The sequence below is a fragment of the Bradyrhizobium iriomotense genome (assembly GCF_018129405.1).
Classification (GTDB): Bacteria; Pseudomonadota; Alphaproteobacteria; order Rhizobiales; family Xanthobacteraceae; genus Bradyrhizobium; species Bradyrhizobium iriomotense_B.
This window is the reverse complement of sequence record NZ_JAFCLP010000027.1, coordinates 33,862-50,753: the sequence shown is the minus strand read 5'-3', so window position 1 is coordinate 50,753 and position 16,892 is coordinate 33,862. Positions and strand designations below refer to the sequence as shown.

The 16,892-nt window shown below is 65.2% G+C and carries 17 protein-coding genes; 15 read left to right on the top strand and 2 right to left on the bottom strand.

What is annotated here, in order from left to right:
• The first annotated feature begins 28 nt into the window (after positions 1-28).
• From rplU to JQ592_RS34690, 3 genes are all read left to right on the top strand, one after another.
• Positions 29-403, top strand: coding sequence for a 50S ribosomal protein L21 (gene rplU / locus JQ592_RS34700; protein WP_063684958.1), 375 nt, complete (start codon positions 29-31; stop codon positions 401-403).
• 102 nt (positions 404-505) lie between these two features.
• On the top strand, positions 506-775 hold the full coding sequence (gene rpmA, locus JQ592_RS34695) for a 50S ribosomal protein L27 (protein WP_018643862.1): 270 nt from the start codon (positions 506-508) through the stop codon (positions 773-775).
• 149 nt (positions 776-924) lie between these two features.
• Positions 925-1,518: a GNAT family N-acetyltransferase gene (locus JQ592_RS34690; protein WP_211407203.1), complete on the top strand. Its 594-nt coding sequence runs from the start codon at positions 925-927 to the stop codon at positions 1,516-1,518.
• Between the two features lie 203 nt (positions 1,519-1,721).
• On the opposite strand, the gene JQ592_RS34685 is transcribed toward JQ592_RS34690, so the two are convergent.
• Complete coding sequence (locus tag JQ592_RS34685; RefSeq protein ID WP_211407202.1) at positions 1,722-2,636, bottom strand: DMT family transporter; 915 nt, start codon at positions 2,634-2,636, stop codon at positions 1,722-1,724.
• A 254-nt stretch (positions 2,637-2,890) separates the two neighbouring features.
• On the opposite strand from JQ592_RS34685, the gene JQ592_RS34680 reads away from it, so the two are divergent.
• The 3 genes from JQ592_RS34680 (at position 2,891) to JQ592_RS34670 (ending at position 6,382) form a co-directional block, all read left to right on the top strand.
• Entirely contained in the window at positions 2,891-3,373 is a 483-nt protein-coding gene (locus JQ592_RS34680; RefSeq protein ID WP_211407201.1) for a MaoC family dehydratase, read from the top strand.
• Positions 3,374-3,458: 85 nt separating this feature from the next.
• Positions 3,459-4,499, top strand: coding sequence for a GTPase ObgE (gene obgE / locus JQ592_RS34675; protein ID WP_211407200.1), 1,041 nt, complete (start codon positions 3,459-3,461; stop codon positions 4,497-4,499).
• Positions 4,500-4,750: 251 nt separating this feature from the next.
• The gene (locus JQ592_RS34670) at positions 4,751-6,382 is read left to right on the top strand and encodes an alkaline phosphatase family protein (protein WP_211407199.1); all 1,632 of its coding nucleotides are present in this window, start codon (positions 4,751-4,753) and stop codon (positions 6,380-6,382) included.
• A 171-nt stretch (positions 6,383-6,553) separates the two neighbouring features.
• Here the strand turns inward: JQ592_RS34670 and JQ592_RS34665 are convergent, their stop codons facing one another.
• Positions 6,554-7,519, bottom strand: a complete 966-nt coding sequence (locus JQ592_RS34665; RefSeq protein ID WP_211407198.1) for a Bug family tripartite tricarboxylate transporter substrate binding protein — start codon at positions 7,517-7,519, stop codon at positions 6,554-6,556.
• 212 nt (positions 7,520-7,731) lie between these two features.
• On the opposite strand from JQ592_RS34665, the gene proB reads away from it, so the two are divergent.
• The 9 genes from proB (at position 7,732) to JQ592_RS34620 (ending at position 16,877) form a co-directional block, all read left to right on the top strand.
• Positions 7,732-8,853, top strand: a complete 1,122-nt coding sequence (proB, locus tag JQ592_RS34660; RefSeq protein ID WP_211407197.1) for a glutamate 5-kinase — start codon at positions 7,732-7,734, stop codon at positions 8,851-8,853.
• A gap of 234 nt (positions 8,854-9,087) precedes the next feature.
• Entirely contained in the window at positions 9,088-10,395 is a 1,308-nt protein-coding gene (locus JQ592_RS34655; RefSeq protein ID WP_211407196.1) for a glutamate-5-semialdehyde dehydrogenase, read from the top strand.
• 22 nt (positions 10,396-10,417) lie between these two features.
• Positions 10,418-11,062, top strand: coding sequence for a nicotinate-nucleotide adenylyltransferase (locus tag JQ592_RS34650; RefSeq protein ID WP_211407195.1), 645 nt, complete (start codon positions 10,418-10,420; stop codon positions 11,060-11,062).
• Positions 11,063-11,270: 208 nt separating this feature from the next.
• Positions 11,271-11,627 carry a ribosome silencing factor gene (gene rsfS / locus JQ592_RS34645; RefSeq protein ID WP_211407194.1) on the top strand — a complete coding sequence of 119 codons (357 nt, stop codon included), beginning with the start codon at positions 11,271-11,273 and terminating at the stop codon, positions 11,625-11,627.
• A 96-nt stretch (positions 11,628-11,723) separates the two neighbouring features.
• Positions 11,724-12,206 (top strand): 23S rRNA (pseudouridine(1915)-N(3))-methyltransferase RlmH, encoded by a 483-nt coding sequence (gene rlmH / locus JQ592_RS34640; RefSeq protein ID WP_211407193.1) that lies wholly within the window; start codon positions 11,724-11,726, stop codon positions 12,204-12,206.
• Between the two features lie 33 nt (positions 12,207-12,239).
• The gene (locus tag JQ592_RS34635) at positions 12,240-13,589 is read left to right on the top strand and encodes a murein hydrolase activator EnvC family protein (RefSeq protein ID WP_211407192.1); all 1,350 of its coding nucleotides are present in this window, start codon (positions 12,240-12,242) and stop codon (positions 13,587-13,589) included.
• On the top strand, positions 13,586-14,941 hold the full coding sequence (locus JQ592_RS34630; RefSeq protein WP_211407191.1) for a S41 family peptidase: 1,356 nt from the start codon (positions 13,586-13,588) through the stop codon (positions 14,939-14,941). Before JQ592_RS34635 ends, JQ592_RS34630 begins: the two co-directional genes overlap by 4 nt.
• Before the next feature lie 144 nt (positions 14,942-15,085).
• Positions 15,086-16,297 (top strand): divergent polysaccharide deacetylase family protein, encoded by a 1,212-nt coding sequence (locus JQ592_RS34625; protein ID WP_211407190.1) that lies wholly within the window; start codon positions 15,086-15,088, stop codon positions 16,295-16,297.
• A gap of 73 nt (positions 16,298-16,370) precedes the next feature.
• A complete protein-coding gene (locus JQ592_RS34620) occupies positions 16,371-16,877 on the top strand; it encodes an RNA pyrophosphohydrolase (RefSeq protein ID WP_211407189.1) in 507 nt (168 codons plus the stop codon).
• Positions 16,878-16,892: the final 15 nt, after the last annotated feature.

Below are 16,892 nucleotides of genomic sequence, written 5' to 3'. Positions count from 1 at the left end.
GGCCGGGATTGAACACGGAGAAAGAACGATGTTCGCAGTCATCAAAACCGGCGGCAAGCAATACCGCGTCGTGCCGGATGATGTTCTCGAAGTTGGCAAGATCGAAGGCGAAGTCGGCTCGATCGTGCAGTTGAATGAAGTTCTGGTGCTCGGCGGCGACACGCCGGTGCTGGGCGTTCCGACGGTGGCCGGCGCCTCGGTTGCGGTCGAGGTGCTCGACCACAAGCGCGGCCCCAAGGTCATCGCTTTCAAGAAGCGCCGCCGCAAGAACTCGCGCCGCAAGCGCGGCTATCGCGACGAGATCACGGTCCTCCGCATCTCCGAGATCCTGGCGGACGGCGCCAAGCCCACCAAGGGCCCGCGTCCGAAGAAGGAGAAGGTGGTGAAGGAAGCCGCCGAATAACGGGATGTGATCACGCCAATTCACGAATTGATGCGTGAGAAATCGTGAAATGATTCCGTCAAGGAATTGATCTAGAAATACGCAGGATTTCGGAGACGAGCCATGGCTCACAAAAAAGCAGGCGGTTCATCGCGTAACGGACGCGATTCGAAGGGCAAGCGCCTCGGCATCAAGGCGTTCGGCGGGGAGATCGTCACTCCCGGCAACATCATTGCGCGTCAGCGCGGCACCACCTGGCACCCCGGCCTTAATGTCGGCATGGGCACGGACCACACTTTGTTCGCCAAGGTCGAAGGTCGTGTTGCGTTCCAGGCTAAAGCCAACGGCCGCACCTTCGTATCGGTACTCCCGATCGCAGAGGCGGCTGAATAGACGGTGGATCAAATTGGAGTCCGCCGGGTCCTACCAAACCGGCGGAGTCCAGAGATCAAGAGATCGAAGGCTCCAGGGGAGGCGGGAAACCGGCCTCCCCTTTTCTTTGACTTGCTCACTTTGACTTAGTGACTTTCACGGAGCCGGACATGTTGCAGGATTTCTCGAGCGTGACCTTGCGGGAGGCGAGACCGAGCGTCGTCGCCACCGAGCGGCTGACCTTGCGGCGGCCGACCCTCGCCGACGTCAGGACCATCGCCCGGCTCGCCAACGACCGCCGCGTCGCCGAGAACACGCGCCGGCTGCCGCATCCCTATTCGCAGGACGACGCCGTCGAGTTCGTCCGCGCCACCGCCGAGCTCGGCAGCGAGACCGTGTTCCTGATCGAGCACGACAGCGGCCCGGTCGGCATGGTCGGGATCGACTGCACCAAGCCCGGCAATGCCGAGCTCGGCTACTGGCTCGGCGTCGAGCATTGGGGCCAGGGCTTCGCCACCGAGGCTGCGCGCGGTGCGATCGACTTCTTCTTCGAGGAGTACGAGGACGATCATCTCCATGCCGGCGCCCGCGTCACCAACCCGGCCTCGCGCAAGGTGCTGGAGAAGTGCGGCTTCCAGTGGAGCGGCGTGCAGCTGCACCGCTTCCTGGCGCTGGGCTCCTCGACGCCGGTCGACTGCTTCCGCTTGTCGCGCAGGGTGTGGGCCTCGCTGAAGAGCTGGAGCAGTGCGCGACGGGTGAGGTAGGGCCAACTCCTACCGCGTGTCGTCCTGGCGAAAGCCAGGACCCATTACCCCGACTGCTGGTGATGCGAAGACTCCCACTCCGAGTCTTCGCAAAACGTCTCCCTGTGGGTATGGGTCCCGGATCTGCGCTTCGCTCCCGACAACGCTACGCGCTGCCCGGAGCTACGCTTGTCCGGGACGACGGCGAAATGAGTCGGCTGCGTTCACGCCGGCGGATTCACTTCCGCGCTCTCTCGCCCCAGATCCCGCTCCCTCAGATAAATATAGAATCCCGCGCCGATGATGATCGCCGCGCCGACGATCGTTGCGACCGAGGGGACATCCCCGAACACGACGAAGCCGAAGATCACGGCCCAGACGATCATCGAATATTGATACGGCACCACGACGCTGGCCGGCGCCAGCTTGAGCGAGCGGTTGACGCAGAACAGCGCGGTCACCGAGATGAGCCCGGCCATCGCGAAGATCACGAGACTGCCTGAGGTCGGCGGCACCCAGTGGAATGCCGACAGCACTGCGCCCAGCGAGAACGTGCCGATGAATTGCGAAGACGCCATCACGATGTCGGGCGTCTTGCGCAGGCTGCGCGTGATCAGCATCAGCGTTGCGAAGGAGAGACTGCCTCCGAGTGCGATCAGCGCCGGCAGGCTGACGGTCTGTGCCGACGGCCGCAGCGCGATCAGGACGCCGCAGAAGCCGATCAGGATCGCGGTCCAGCGCCGCCAGCCGACCTTCTCGCCCAGAAAGATCGCCGACATCGCGGTGACGAAGATGGGACCGGCGAGATAATAGGTGATGACGTCGGCGAGCGGCAGATAGACCGTGGCAAGGAAGAAGGCGGCGACCTCGAGCGTCGAGAGCACGACGCGAAACAGCTGCAGGCCCGGCCGCTCCAGATGCAGGAACTGGTGGCGCTGCTTCCAGATCAGCGGCGACAGCAAGAGCAGTGCCGCGCAGGCGCGCAGAAACAGCAGCTGCCCCACCGAGTAGGTCCCGACCAGGAACTTGCCCATGGCATCGCCGAACGAGAACATGAAGATCGACAGCACCATCAGCGCGATGCCGGCCAGGCGCGCGGAGCGGTCGTCATAGGCGGAGAGGTTCTTGAAGAAGGGCATTGATCGGACTGTGAGAGCCCGTCATTGCGAGCGCAGCGAAGCAATCCAGAATCTTTCCGCAGGTAGCAGTCTGGATTGCTTCGCTGCGCTCGCAATGACGGGGAGAGAGCATCAGGAATCGGCGAATAGTATCGCTTGCGGTCGTTTTAATGACGTGGGCAACAGGGACAAGCCCGCCACGCCGAATTGAACGGATTGTCGCACTCTTCGCGTCGCGGTAGCGATAGGCACCGCACCGGCAAGAGAGCTTGGACATGACCGATTTCGATCCGACCCAGCATCGCATGATCCCCACGCAACGCTGGTTTGAGGATTTCGTGGTCGGCGAGCGTTTCGTGCTGCCGAGCCGCACCCAGACCTCGGCGGTGTTCGCGGCATTCCAGACCGCGAGCGGCGACACCCATCCCGTGCACTACGACGTGGAATATTGCCGCAGCCGCGGCATGCCGCATCTGCTCGCCCACGGCTTCCAGACCCTGATCCACACCGCGCCCGGCGCCGGCCTGTTTCCGTTCATGGTCGAGGACTCCCTGGTCGGCTTCCTCGAGCAATCGAGCCGGTTCCTCAAGCCCGTGTACGCCGACGACACCATCTATCCCGCGCTCGAGGTCACCGAGCTGGTGCCGGGGCGTACGACCGGCACGGTCATGCTTCGGAGCACCGTGTTCAACCAGCGCAAGGAACTGGTGCTTGAGGGCACACAGAAATTCCTGATCCGCAGGCGACCGGCGGGTTAAGCAAGGACGGAAATCGCTTAAAATTCGGCCGTTTCACAGGCCAATTCAGGTTGCCGCGCGGGACCGGCTGGCCTACCTATGGCCCATGAAATTCCTCGACGAAGCAAAGGTCTATATCCGCTCCGGTGACGGCGGGAACGGCTGCGTGGCGTTCCGCCGCGAGAAGTTCATCGAATTCGGCGGCCCCTCCGGCGGTAATGGCGGCCGCGGCGGCAATGTCATCATCGAGGTGGCCGACGGGCTGAACACGCTGATCGACTACCGCTACCAGCAGCACTTCAAGGCCCAGAAGGGCGAGAACGGCATGGGCTCGGACCGTCACGGCGCCAACGGCAAGAACATCGTGCTGAAGGTCCCCGTGGGCACGCAGATCTTCGACGAGGATCGCGAGACGCTGATCCACGACTTCACCAAGGTCGGCGAGAAATTCGTGCTGGCCGAGGGCGGCAATGGCGGCTTCGGCAACGCGCATTTCAAGTCCTCGACCAACCGCGCGCCGCGCAACGCCAATCCCGGCCAACCCGGCGAAGAGCGGTGGATCTGGCTGCGGCTGAAACTCATTGCCGACGCCGGTCTCGTCGGCATGCCCAATGCCGGCAAGTCCACCTTCCTCAGCAAGGTCAGCGCGGCGCGGCCGAAGATCGCCGATTATCCCTTCACCACGCTGCATCCGCAGCTCGGCGTCGTGAACGCCGACGGCCGCGAATTCGTGCTGGCGGACATTCCCGGCCTGATCGAAGGCGCGCATGAAGGCACCGGCCTCGGCGACCGTTTCCTCGGCCATGTCGAGCGCTGCCGCGTGCTGCTGCATCTCGTCGACGCAACAAGCGAGCATGCCGGCAAGGCCTACAAGACGGTGCGCAAGGAGCTCGATGCCTATGGCGGGCAGCTCACCGACAAGATCGAGATCATCGCGCTGAACAAGATCGACGCGGTCGAGCCGGATGAACTGAAGAAGCAGAAGGACCGTCTGAAGCGCGCCGCCAAGAAGACGCCGCTGCTGCTCTCCGGCGCGACCGGCCAGGGCGTGAAGGAAGCCTTGCGCGCATTGGCAGACGTGATCGGCGAAAGCCCGGTCTCCGCCAAGGCAAAGAGCGCGGCTGAAGCGGAGCCGTGGTCGGCCTAAACTATCTCCCCAGCGTCGTCCCGGCCTAGTGCGCAATTGCGCACGGGGGGCCGGGACCCATACCCCCAGGGAGCAGTTTGACGAAGACTCGGAGTGGGAGCCTTCGTGCCACGAACATTCGTGGTTATGGGTCCCGGCCTGCGCCGGGACGACACTGATTGTGCGATAGCGGGCTCGCGCATCACTGGCAGGTTGCCACCGGCGCTCCAATATCGCAGCATCAAACAATCAAGAAACGGCAGGGCCGACGCATGGCGCGCGCGAAGAACGTTCTCTGGATCATGTGCGACCAGCTTCGCTATGATTATCTCGGCTGCACCGGCCATCCCACGCTGAAGACGCCAAACATCGACGCCATGGCGAAGCGCGGCGTGCTGTTCAGCAAGGCGTATGTACAATCGCCGATCTGCGGCCCGTCGCGGATGTCGTTCTACACCGGGCGCTACATGCGCTCGCACGGCTCGCACTGGAACGGCTGGCCATTGCGCGTCGGCGAGCCCACGCTCGGCGATCATCTCAACAAGATCGGCGTGCGCAACGTGCTGGTCGGCAAGACCCACATGGCGCCCGACCTCGAAGGCATGAAGGCGCTCGGCATTCCCCCGGAATCGATCATCGGCGCGCATGTCGCCGAATGCGGCTTCGAGCCCTATGAGCGCGACGACGGCCTGCATCCGACGGGCCGGCCGCGTCCGAAATACGACGAGTATCTGCGCCAGCAGGGCTTTGAAGCCACCAATCCCTGGGAGCACTGGGCCAACTCCGGCGCTGCCGAGGATGGTAGCTTGCAGAACGGCTGGCTGCTGGTGCACGCCGACAAGGCCGCGCGCGTGCCCGAAGAACATTCCGAGACGCCCTACATGACGCGGCGCGCGATGGACTTCATCAGCGAGGCCGAGACCGACGGCCGGCCGTGGTGCCTGCATCTGTCCTACATCAAGCCGCACTGGCCCTACATCGCGCCAGAGCCCTATGCGAGCATGTATTCGACGGACGACATGATCCCCGTGATCCGTTCCGAGCGCGAGCGGCAGAATCCGCACCCGGTGTTCGGCGCCTATATGGACATGCGCTACTCCCGCAACATGGCGCGCGACGATGCCCGCGAGAAGGTGATCCCGACCTATATGGGCCTGATCACCCAGATCGACGACCAGATGGGCGTGCTGATGAAGTTCCTGGAAGAACGTGGCCTGCTGGAAACCACCATGATCGTGTTCACCTCCGATCACGGCGACTATCTCGGCGATCACTGGATGGGCGAGAAGGACCTGTTCCACGAGCAATCGGCGAAGATCCCGCTGATCATCATCGATCCCTCCAGGGAAGCCGACGCCACGCGCGGTACCCGCAGCGACGCGCTGGTTGAGGGTATCGATCTCGCGCCGACCTTCGTCGACTATTTCGGCGGCAAGGTGCCGGGCCACATCCTCGAGGGCCGCTCGCTGCTGCCGCTGCTGCGCGGTGAGAAGCCGGAATGGCGCAAGGTGGCGTTCTCCGAATACGACTACGCCATGCAGGACGTGCGGCTGAAGCTGAACCAGCCGATCGAACGCTGCCGCCTGTTCATGGTGTTCGACGGCCGCTGGAAATACATCCACGCCTCCGGCTTCCGTCCGATGCTGTACGACCTCGAAACCGACCCGGAGGAGTTTCTGGATCGCGGCGACGATCCCGAATGCGCCGGCATCATCGCGCGGTTGCAGGCCGAGCTGTTCGACTGGGCGCTGCATCCGAGCGACCACATCACCACGCCGCGCGAGAAGATCGCGGCCTATGCCGACAATCAGCTCCAGGTAAAGGGTGGGGTCTTGATCGGCATCTGGGATGAGAAAGAGCTTGCGGCGATCAAGGACGGCATCGCGCAGCGCGCGAAGATGTGAGCTTGTCTTCGCCTCTCCCCGCCTGCGGGGAGAGGCCGGATCGCATCGCTAGATGCGATCCGGGTGAGGGGGACTCTCCGCGAGTCTAACTGTCAGCGCTTTTGCGGAGGCAGCCCCTCACCCCAACCCTCTCCCCGTAAGAACGGGGAGAGGGAGAAGAGGCAGCCCGCCTCAATTCTCGATCTTATACCCCGTCGCCTTCACGATCGGCTGCCAGAATGCCGAGTTGGCGGCGAGCTCTTTCGACAGTCCTTCCGCATTGCTGCCGACCGGGATCAGCCCGATCGCCGTCAGCTTCTCCCTCACTTCCGGCCTGGCGAGCGCCGCGCTCGCGGCTGCGCCGAGCTTGCTCGCAAACTCCGGCGGGCTGCCGGCGGGAAGCCACATGCCGTACCAGGCGTCAGCGACGAGATCGATGCCGCTCTCCCTCAGCGTCGGCACGTCAGGCGCAAACGGCGAACGCTCCGCGCTCGAGACCGCGATGATCTTCACGCCCTTGGCACGATGCTGCGGCAGCGCGTCCGCCAATGTCGTAATGCCGAACGAGATGTGGCCGCCGACGAGATCATTGAGAATCGGCGCACTGCCGCGATAGGGCACGCGGGTCAGGGGAATGCCCAGATCCTTCTCGAGCCTGGAGCCCATGAAGTGCGGAATCGTGCCGTTGCTGGGCACGCCGAACGAGGTCTTGTCGGGATGCGCCTTCAGCCAGGCGACAAAGGCTTTGAAATCGGCGGCATCGACCTGCGGACCGATCACCACTGCGAATTCGAACCGCGCCAGCAGCGACACCGGCATGAAATCCTTGGCCGTGTCGAAGCTCGGCGTCGCCTCCACCATCGGCAGCAGATACATGGTCGGCCCTGTCGTCACCAGCACCATGCTGCCGTCGGGGCTTGCGCCCTTCACCGCCTTGATGCCGATCAGGCCGTCGCCGCCGGTGCGGTTCTCGACCACCATGGTCCGTTGCAGCACTGGGGCCATCTCCTGCGCGATCAGCCGGCACAGCGTGTCGCCGCCGGCCCCCGCCGCGAACGGGAAGATGATTTTCGTCAGCCCCGCCTGCGCGTGCGCCCCGCCCGCCTGCGCCAGCAGTGGCAGCCCGAGACATCCGGCCATGAATGTGCGGCGATCCATACGTTTCCCCTCCAGACCATTCGTTGGCGGCATTAGAACCGCACTGCCGTCCGAAACAAGGCCAAAGACAAGCCCGCCCCGCGCCGTTTACCATGCCGGCCGCCTTGCGTCGGCCATCGTCCTGCTGCAAAAGCTGGCCTCATCGGCGCCGCCTGTCGCTCCGCCGTTTCCAAATGCAGAGCAATCGCGTCAAGGCGCCAACACAGACACACATGGCCAGCCCCGAACTCAGTCAATTTCGCCGCATCGTCGTCAAGGTCGGCTCCGCGCTGCTGGTCGATTCCGACAAGGGCGAGGTGCGGGCGTCCTGGCTCGCCGCGCTCGCCGACGACATGGCCAAGCTGCACAAGGAAGGGCGCGACGTCCTCGTGGTGTCCTCGGGCTCGATCGCACTCGGCCGCAGCCGGCTCAAATTGCCGCGCGGTCCGCTGAAGCTGGAAGAGAGCCAGGCCGCCGCCGCCGTCGGCCAGATCGCGCTGGCGCGGATCTGGTCGGAGGTGCTCGGGGCACACGGCATCGACGCCGGCCAGATCCTGGTCACGCTCCAGGACACCGAGGAGCGCCGCCGCTATCTCAATGCCCGCTCCACCATCGGCAAGCTGCTGGAGTGGCGCGCGATCCCCGTGATCAACGAGAACGACACGGTCGCGACCACCGAGATCCGCTATGGCGACAATGACCGCCTCGCCGCGCGCGTCGCCACCATGGCGAGCGCCGACTTGCTGGTGCTGCTGTCCGACATCGACGGGCTCTACGACGCGCCGCCGAAGAACAACCCGAACGCCAAACTCATTCCCGTCGTCGACAGCATCTCCTCCGAGATCGAGGCCGTGGCGGGTGACGCCGAGTCCGAGCTGTCGCGCGGCGGCATGCGCACCAAGGTCGAGGCGGCGAAGATCGCCACCACCGGCGGCACCCACATGCTGATCGCCTCCGGCAAGATCGAGCATCCCCTGCAGGCGATCGCCGATGGCGGCCGCTGCACCTGGTTCCTGACGCCCGCCAATCCCATCACCTCGCGAAAGCGCTGGATCGCGGGCACGCTGGAGCCGAAGGGCACGCTGACGATCGACGCCGGCGCGGTGACCGCCCTGCGCGCCGGCGCCAGCCTGCTGCCGGCCGGCGTGATCAAGGTCGAGGGCCAGTTCGCCCGCGGCGATGCCGTGATCGTGCGCGGCCCCGACAGCAGCGAGATCGGCCGCGGCCTGATCGCCTATGACGCCGATGATGCCGAGCGCATCAAGGGCCGCTCCTCGCCGGACGTAATGGCCATCCTCGGCATCAGCGGCCGCGCGGAGATGATCCACCGCGACGATCTGGTGGTGGGCGGGTAAGGGCCGCCTCCGTCATTCCGGGATGGTCCGAAGGACCAGACCTCAGGTGCGCAATTGCGCACCGGGGAATCTCGAGATTCCGGGTTCGGTGCTGACGCACCGCCCCGGAATGACGTGGCTCTAGGCCAGTGACCTAGCCGGCCCGCCACTGGGGAGACCTGCCATACCCTGCCCGCCCTTCGCAAAAGCGGGATTTCCGTGCTAGGACACCGCCTTAGCAGAAGGTTGAACCCCATGGCCGCACCCCTCAAAGCCGTTGACGGCAATGCCGATCGGACTAGCGATCTCTTGGCGCTGATGTCCGATCTCGCCACCCGTGCCCGCGCGGCCGCGCGTGTGCTGGCGCTGGCGCCGCCGGAGCAGAAGAACCGGGCGCTGGAGGCCATGGAGCGGGCAATCCGCGCCAACGCGGCCGCGATTCTTGCCGCCAATGCCGAGGACGTCGCGGAGGCCCGCGCCTCCGGCAACATGACCTCCTCCTTCATCGACCGCCTGACGCTGACGCCGGCGCGGGTCGAGTCGATGGCCGAAGGTGTCGGCATCGTACGCGGCATCGCCGATCCCATCGGCGTCGTCACCGAGAGCTGGCAGCGGCCGAACGGCATGACCATCGAACGCGTGCGCGTGCCGCTCGGCGTCGTCGGCGTGATTTTCGAGAGCCGTCCGAACGTTGCGGCGGATGCAGGCGTGCTGTGCCTGAAATCAGGCAATGCCGTGATCCTGCGCGGCGGCTCCGACAGTTTCCGCTCCTGCCGCGCGATCCATGAATGCCTGGTGCAGGGCCTGCGCGAAGCGGGGCTCCCCGAGGCCGCGATCACTCTGGTGCCGACGCGCGACCGTGCGGCGGTCGGCATGATGCTGTCAGGGTTGAACGGCGCCATCGACGTGATCGTGCCGCGCGGCGGCAAGAGCCTCGTCGCGCGCGTCGAGCAGGAAGCTCGCGTGCCTGTGTTCGCGCATCTCGAAGGCGTCAACCACGTCTATGTCGATGCCAGTGCCGACCTCGCCATGGCCAAGTCGATCGTGCTCAACGCCAAGATGCGCCGCACCGGCGTCTGCGGCGCGGCCGAGACGCTGCTGGTCGATCGCGCGGCAGTTGCGAAGAACCTGAAGCCGCTCGTCGAGATGCTGCTGGATGCCGGCTGCGAGGTGCGCGGCGACGATTCCGTGCAGAAGGCCGATGCACGCGTAAAGGCTGCCAGCGAAGACGATTGGGACACCGAATATCTCGACGCGATCATCGCGGCGAAAGTCGTGGACGGCGTCGACGGCGCGATCGCGCATATCCAGAATCACGGCTCGCATCACACCGATGCCATCGTCAGCGCCGACGAGCGTGCGGCGAAGAAATTCCTGAGCGAGGTCGATTCCGCGATCGTGCTGCACAACGCCTCGACGCAGTTTGCCGATGGCGGTGAGTTCGGCTTCGGCGCCGAGATCGGCATCGCCACCGGCCGCTTCCACGCCCGCGGCCCTGTCGGCGCCGAGCAACTGACGAGCTTCAAATATCGCGTTCACGGCACCGGGCAGACGCGGCCGTAAGCAACTTTGCGGGGCGCTGCCATTGAGCAACAATTTCGTCGTGCCGCGCTCTGTGGCGCAAGCGGTCCCGCCCCATACGGAGGGGATGCGCATCGGCCTGCTCGGCGGCTCGTTCAATCCGCCGCATCAGGCGCATCGCGCGATCAGTCAGTTCGCGCTCAAGCGGTTGCAGCTCGATCGAGTCTGGTGGCTGGTCACCCCCGGCAATCCGCTCAAGGAGAACGGCAATCTGCATGAGCTCGGCGCGCGCATGCAGGCCGCGCGCGATGTCGCCGATGATCCGCGCATCGAGGTGAGCTGTCTCGAATCCGTCATTCGCACCCGCTATACTATCGACACGATCAACACCTTGCGCCGCCGCTTCTCTGGCCTGCGCTTTGTCTGGATTATGGGCGCCGACAACCTCGCTCAATTCCATCGTTGGCAGGACTGGCGGCGCATCGCCGGCCAGGTGCCGATGGCGGTCATCGATCGCCCACCGCAGAGTTTTCGCGCCCTCGCCTCGCCCGCCGCCCAAGCGCTATCTCGTTACCGTCTGCCGGAGAGCAAGGCAGCGCTGCTTGCGGACCGGCCGGCGCCGGCCTGGGTGTTCCTGACCGGATTGAAGCTGAATCTGTCCTCGACCGGCTTACGGAACCCGGACGGGAGCTGGAAAGGTACGAAGTGAGACGGAGTGTGCCGGCGTCGTGGGGACATCGGGCTCTCTGGCATATTGAAACCCTTAACCCCACATGATGTAGTGTCACCCGTGAGCGCCGGATTCGGTCCTCGCGATACAGTGAAAGGAATGGTCCCTGGCCACATCTGTATTGTCCAAGTCTGTTTTACCCAAGGTTGCTAAGCCTACGCGTAAAACATCGACCAAAGCTGCGGCCTTGAAGGCGCAACCCGACGCCGACAAGACGCTGAGCCTGATCCTCTCCCGCCTCGAGGATATGAAGGCGGAAGAGACGGTCACCATCGACCTTCGCGGCAAATCGGCATACTCCGACTTCATGATCGTCACCACCGGCCGGGTGAACCGGCACGTCGGTGCGATCGCGGAGAATGTGACGAAGGGCCTCAAGGAAAACGGCATCAAGAACATCCATGTCGAGGGCTTGCCCAATTGCGACTGGGTGCTGATCGATTCCGGCGATGTGATCGTGCACGTGTTCAGACCCGAGGTCCGCGAGTTCTACAACCTTGAGCGGTTGTACACGCAGGGCCCAGGGGCGGCGAAGGCGATCTAGAGGCTGACGAAGCCGATTTCGAATCGGCTGACGCGCATGCTAGCGTCGTGCGCGCGCTTGATGCGCGCGACCTCGAAAACACGACGCTGAAACCACATGCGTGTTGCTGTCATTGCGGTGGGCCGGCTGAAGCAGGGCCCCGAACGGGAGCTTGCCGACCGTTATTTCCAGCGGTTCGACGAGGCCGGCCGCAAGCTTGGATTCCGCGAGCTCAGCATCCACGAAATTCCCGAGAGCCGCGCACGCGACACCGCAACGCGGATGGCCGAGGAGGCCGCGGCGATCTCGGCGCATATCCCGGACAAATCCATCCTGGTGGCACTGGACGAGCGCGGCCAGAATCTCGACTCCACCGTATTCGCACGGCATCTCGGACGCTGGCGAGACGAGGGAGCAGGACATACTATCTTCGTGATCGGAGGGGCGGACGGACTTTCGCCCGAATTGCGCCGTAAGGCCAAGCTCGCGATCGCGTTCGGCTCTGCGACCTGGCCGCACCAAATGGTTCGCGTCATGCTTCTGGAACAGCTGTATCGGGCCGCCACCATCCTGGCCGGCCACCCCTATCACCGCGCGTGATCCGCGCCACAACGAGCACCTTTGCCTAAAGCGATGCGAGCGCCCGTCCTCAATCTGCTGATCGCAAGCCTCGCAGGCGCAAACCTCGCAGGCGCAAGCCTCGCGCAAGCTCAGACGACAGCGCCGGCGCCCCAGACCGCGGCCGTCTCGCCCGACGCCATCAAGCAGCGCGAGCAGGAGCTGGAAGCCGCCCGCGCCAGGCAAAAGAGCGCGGAGGAAGCGCAGGCCAAGCTCAAGGCCGAGATCACCGCTCTCGGCCAGGATCGCACCCAGCTCAATCAGCAGCTGATCGACACCGCCGCTAATGTGCGTGCCGTCGAGACCAAGATCGACGAAGCCGAAGCGCGGCTGAAGACGCTGAACGGCCGCGAGCAGCAGATGCGCTCTTCGCTCGATTCGCGCCGCGCCGACATCGTCGAAGTGCTGGCGGCGTTGCAGCGAGCCGGAAGGCGCACACCGCCGGCGCTGCTGGTGCGCCCTGAGGACGCGCTGCAATCCTTACGCACGGCGATGCTGCTCGGTGCCGTCGTGCCGGAATTGCGCGGCCGCGCGGAGAAGATCGCAGGCGAGCTCGGCGAGCTCGTGGCCTTACGCAAGAACATCGCGAGCGAGCGCGACCAGCTCGCCGCCGACCGCGACAAGGTCCGGAGCGACCAGACCCGCCTCACCGCCCTGATCGACGAGCGGCAGCGCCAGCAGTCCGCGCGCGAAAAAGACCTCGACGCCGAAAGCTCGCGCGCGATCGCGCTTTCAAGGCAGGTCGGCGATCTCCAGGGACTGATCACCAAGATGGAGCAGGACCTGCAAAGCGCAGCCAAGGCGGCCGAGAAAGCCGCCGAGGCTGCAAGGCAGGCCGAGGCCAAGGCAGCGGCAAACGCAGCCGCCAGCGCCAAATCCGGCCCCGCCGCTTTCAAGGACCGGTCCAGAACCACCCCCGCGATCGCCTTCGCCTCGGCCAAGGGCCTCCTGCCCCTTCCGGTTAACGGTAACAAGATCAGGGACTTTGGCGGTTCCGACGGGGTCGGCGGGGTGCAGAAGGGCATTTCGCTGGCGACAAAGCCCGGCTCCCAGGTCACGACGCCGTGCGATGGCTGGGTGGTCTATGCCGGCCCATTCCGCAGCTATGGACAACTCTTGATCCTCAACGCCGGGGGCGGGTATCATGTCCTGATCGCCGGGATGGAGCGCATTTCGGTCAACATCGGACAGTTTGTGCTCACGGGGGAGCCTGTCGCGACCATGGGGTCGACATCTCAAGTCGCCTCCATTCTCGCCACGAACGCGAGTCAACCTGTGCTGTATGTCGAGTTCCGTAAAGACGGCACTCCAATCGATCCAGGCCCATGGTGGGCCGCAAATGAAGGCGAGAAGGTTCGCGGATGATGCGCAAGACTTCAGTAATCCTCCTCAGCGCGGCCACCGGTGCGGCGCTGACGCTGTTCATGACCCAGCCGCGCGCGGTGTTCATGGGCTCCAGCGCGCGAGCCGCCACCGCGGACACCTATCGCCAGCTCAATCTGTTCGGCGACGTGTTCGAGCGCGTGCGCTCCGACTATGTGGAGAAGCCCGACGATACCAAGCTGATCGAATCCGCGATCAGCGGCATGCTCACCGGCCTCGATCCGCATTCGAGCTACATGGACGCCAAGAGCTTCCGCGACATGCAGGTGCAGACCCGCGGTGAGTTCGGCGGCCTCGGCATCGAGGTCACCATGGAAGACGGCCTGATCAAGGTGGTCTCGCCGATCGACGACACGCCCGCTTCGCGCGCCGGCATCATGGCCAACGACATCATCACCAATCTCGACGACGAGGCGGTGCAGGGCCTGACCCTGAACCAGGCGGTCGAGAAGATGCGCGGTCCGGTCAACACCAAGATCAAGCTCAAGATCATCCGCAAGGGTCAGGACAATCCGCTCGACGTGACGCTCGTGCGCGACAACATCCGCGTCCGTTCGGTGCGCGCGCGCGTCGAGGCCGACGACATCGGCTATATCCGCATCACCACCTTCAACGAGCAGACCACCGAAGGCCTGAAGCGCGAGGTCACCAACCTCTCGAATCAGATCGGCGACAAGCTGAAGGGCTACATCATCGATCTCCGCAACAATCCGGGCGGCCTGCTCGAGGAAGCGGTGACCGTCTCCGACTCGTTCCTGGAGAAGGGCGAGATCGTGTCGACTCGCGGCCGCAATGCCGAGGAGACCCAGCGCCGCACCGCGCATGCCGGCGACCTCACCAAGGGCAAGCCGGTCATCGTGCTGGTCAACGGCGGCTCGGCTTCGGCCTCCGAGATCGTCGCCGGTGCGCTGCAGGACCACAAGCGCGCGACCATCGTCGGCACGCGCTCGTTCGGCAAGGGCTCGGTGCAGACCATCATCCCGCTCGGCTCGGGCAACGGCGCGCTGCGCCTGACCACGGCGCGCTACTACACGCCGTCGGGCAAGTCGATCCAGGCCAAGGGCATCGTGCCTGATATCGAAGTGCTGCAGGACGTGCCGGACGAGCTGAAGTCGCGCACCGACACCAAGGGCGAGGCTTCGCTGCGCGGCCATCTCAAGAACGACGGCGACGAGAAGACCGGCTCGCAGTCCTACGTGCCGCCGGACGCCAAGGACGACAAGGCGCTCAAGCTCGCCGACGACCTGCTCCACGGCATCAAGAACAGCGCCTCCGCCGCGCCCACGCCGGGCACCGACAAGGCCGCGACCGACAAGCCCAAAGCGGCGAACTAAGTCGGCGTATCAGCAATCTTCCGAAAAGGGCGGCTCCTCGAGCCGCCCTTTTTGCTTGGAACTCCTGTCGTCCCCGGCCTATCCCGGCCTGCCGCCGCTTGACCCCGCCGTGGTATCGTCGTGATCAGTGATTCGGGATCGCGCATGACTGAAACGGCCGATGATCTGAGCGCCCCGCTCGGACAGGACAAGCCGCGCCGCAAGCGCCGGCTGCGGCTGCCGTTCACCGCCATGCAGCTGCTGGCCGTGCTGCTCGGCCTGTTCCTGGTCACCTTTGCCGGCTTCGCCATCTTCAACAAGGACCCGCTCGGCGGCGAGCCGATGACGCGGATCGCGATCCGCGAGCCCAAAGCCGCGGACGAGAAGCCGGCGGCTTCCGAAACCAGGCACGAGAGCAAGCAGGACACCAGGGAAGCGCCGAAGCAGGCCGCGCCCGGAGAGCAGAAGACCGTCACCATGATCGACGGCTCGACCGGCACGCGGCGCGACGTGGTGATCGGCGCCGGCGATGCCGCCGACAAGGGCGAGGCGGCGTCCGCCCCGCCGCCGGTCATGGCCGGGATCGATCCGAAGCTGCTGGAGAAGTCGCGCTACGGCATGATCCCCGTGGCCGCCGGAGACCTGAAGCCGTTCAACGTCTATGCCGCGGACGCCGACCGCGCCAAGGCCGCCAGGATGCCGGTGGTCGCCATCGTGATCGGCGGCCTCGGCGTCGGCGCCGCCAAGACCCTAGACGCGATCATGAAGCTGCCGCCGGCGGTGACGCTGGCCTTCACGCCCTACGGGGCCGATCCCGGCAAGCTCGCCGAGCGGGCGCGCGCCCAGCGCCACGAGATCTTCCTGCAGATCCCGATGGAGCCCTACGACTTCCCGGACAACGATCCGGGGCCGCAGACGCTGCTGACCTCACTCAGCCCCGACCAGAACATGGACCGCCTGTACTGGCACCTCAGCCGGATGCAGGGCTATGCCGGTCTCGCCAATTTCATGGGCGCCCGCTTCATCGCGACAGAGCCGGCGATGCAGCCGATCATCCGCGAAGCGGCCAAGCGCGGCCTCGGCTTCTTCGACGACGGCTCCTCGCCGCGCAGCATCGCGCCCCAGGCCGCGGCGAGCGCGTCGATGCCGTTCGGCAAGGGCGACATCGCGATCGACGTGGTGCCGACCCCGACCGAGATCGACCGCGCCCTGACCAAGCTCGAATCGGCGGCGCGCGAGCGCGGCGTCGCCGTCGGGACCGCCTCGGCCCTGCCGGTCTCCATCGAGCGCGTCAGTGCCTGGACCAAGACATTGGGCGACCGAGGTATCCTTTTGGTGCCATTGACAACCGCGATGCTGAAATCAAAATCCAGCTAAATCAACGGATTGGTACGGCACGGGTCGCGCGGGACCGGCATGCCCACCAAGTGCAGGCAAGAGGTCTGGCGGAATGGCGCGTTACGAGGATCTGCCCTACCGGACCTGCGTCGGTGTGATGCTGATCAATACCAAGGGACTGGTGTTCATCGGCCGCCGCGCCGGTGGCATCGAGCATGTCGACGACGCCCATGTCTGGCAGATGCCGCAGGGCGGCGTCGATCCCGGCGAGGACACCTGGGAAGCCGCCAAGCGCGAGCTTTATGAGGAGACCAGCGTGCGCTCGGTCGAGCGGCTCGGCGAAGTCCCGGACTGGCTGATCTACGACATCCCGCGCACGGTCGCCGGCCGCGCCTGGAAGGGCCGCTATCGCGGCCAGCGCCAGAAATGGTTCGCGGTGCGCTTCACCGGCAAGGACAGCGAGATCAACGTCGAGAAGCCCGGCGGCGGCGGCCACAAGGCCGAATTCGTGAGCTGGCGCTGGGAGCCGATGAAGAACCTCCCCGGGCTGATCATCCCGTTCAAGCGCCCGGTCTATGAGCGCGTGGTGAAGGAATTTTCCGCGCTGGCGGATGAATAGTCGCCACACCCTCGC

Coding starts and splice junctions, on each gene's coding strand:
- rplU (WP_063684958.1), top strand. CDS start 29: ATGTTCGCAGTCATCAAAACCGGCGGCAAGCAATACCGCGTCGTGCCG.
- rpmA (WP_018643862.1), top strand. CDS start 506: ATGGCTCACAAAAAAGCAGGCGGTTCATCGCGTAACGGACGCGATTCG.
- JQ592_RS34690 (WP_211407203.1), top strand. CDS start 925: ATGTTGCAGGATTTCTCGAGCGTGACCTTGCGGGAGGCGAGACCGAGC.
- JQ592_RS34685 (WP_211407202.1), bottom strand. CDS start 2,636: ATGCCCTTCTTCAAGAACCTCTCCGCCTATGACGACCGCTCCGCGCGC.
- JQ592_RS34680 (WP_211407201.1), top strand. CDS start 2,891: ATGACCGATTTCGATCCGACCCAGCATCGCATGATCCCCACGCAACGC.
- obgE (WP_211407200.1), top strand. CDS start 3,459: ATGAAATTCCTCGACGAAGCAAAGGTCTATATCCGCTCCGGTGACGGC.
- JQ592_RS34670 (WP_211407199.1), top strand. CDS start 4,751: ATGGCGCGCGCGAAGAACGTTCTCTGGATCATGTGCGACCAGCTTCGC.
- JQ592_RS34665 (WP_211407198.1), bottom strand. CDS start 7,519: ATGGATCGCCGCACATTCATGGCCGGATGTCTCGGGCTGCCACTGCTG.
- proB (WP_211407197.1), top strand. CDS start 7,732: ATGGCCAGCCCCGAACTCAGTCAATTTCGCCGCATCGTCGTCAAGGTC.
- JQ592_RS34655 (WP_211407196.1), top strand. CDS start 9,088: ATGGCCGCACCCCTCAAAGCCGTTGACGGCAATGCCGATCGGACTAGC.
- rlmH (WP_211407193.1), top strand. CDS start 11,724: ATGCGTGTTGCTGTCATTGCGGTGGGCCGGCTGAAGCAGGGCCCCGAA.
- JQ592_RS34635 (WP_211407192.1), top strand. CDS start 12,240: ATGCGAGCGCCCGTCCTCAATCTGCTGATCGCAAGCCTCGCAGGCGCA.
- JQ592_RS34630 (WP_211407191.1), top strand. CDS start 13,586: ATGATGCGCAAGACTTCAGTAATCCTCCTCAGCGCGGCCACCGGTGCG.
- JQ592_RS34625 (WP_211407190.1), top strand. CDS start 15,086: ATGACTGAAACGGCCGATGATCTGAGCGCCCCGCTCGGACAGGACAAG.
- JQ592_RS34620 (WP_211407189.1), top strand. CDS start 16,371: ATGGCGCGTTACGAGGATCTGCCCTACCGGACCTGCGTCGGTGTGATG.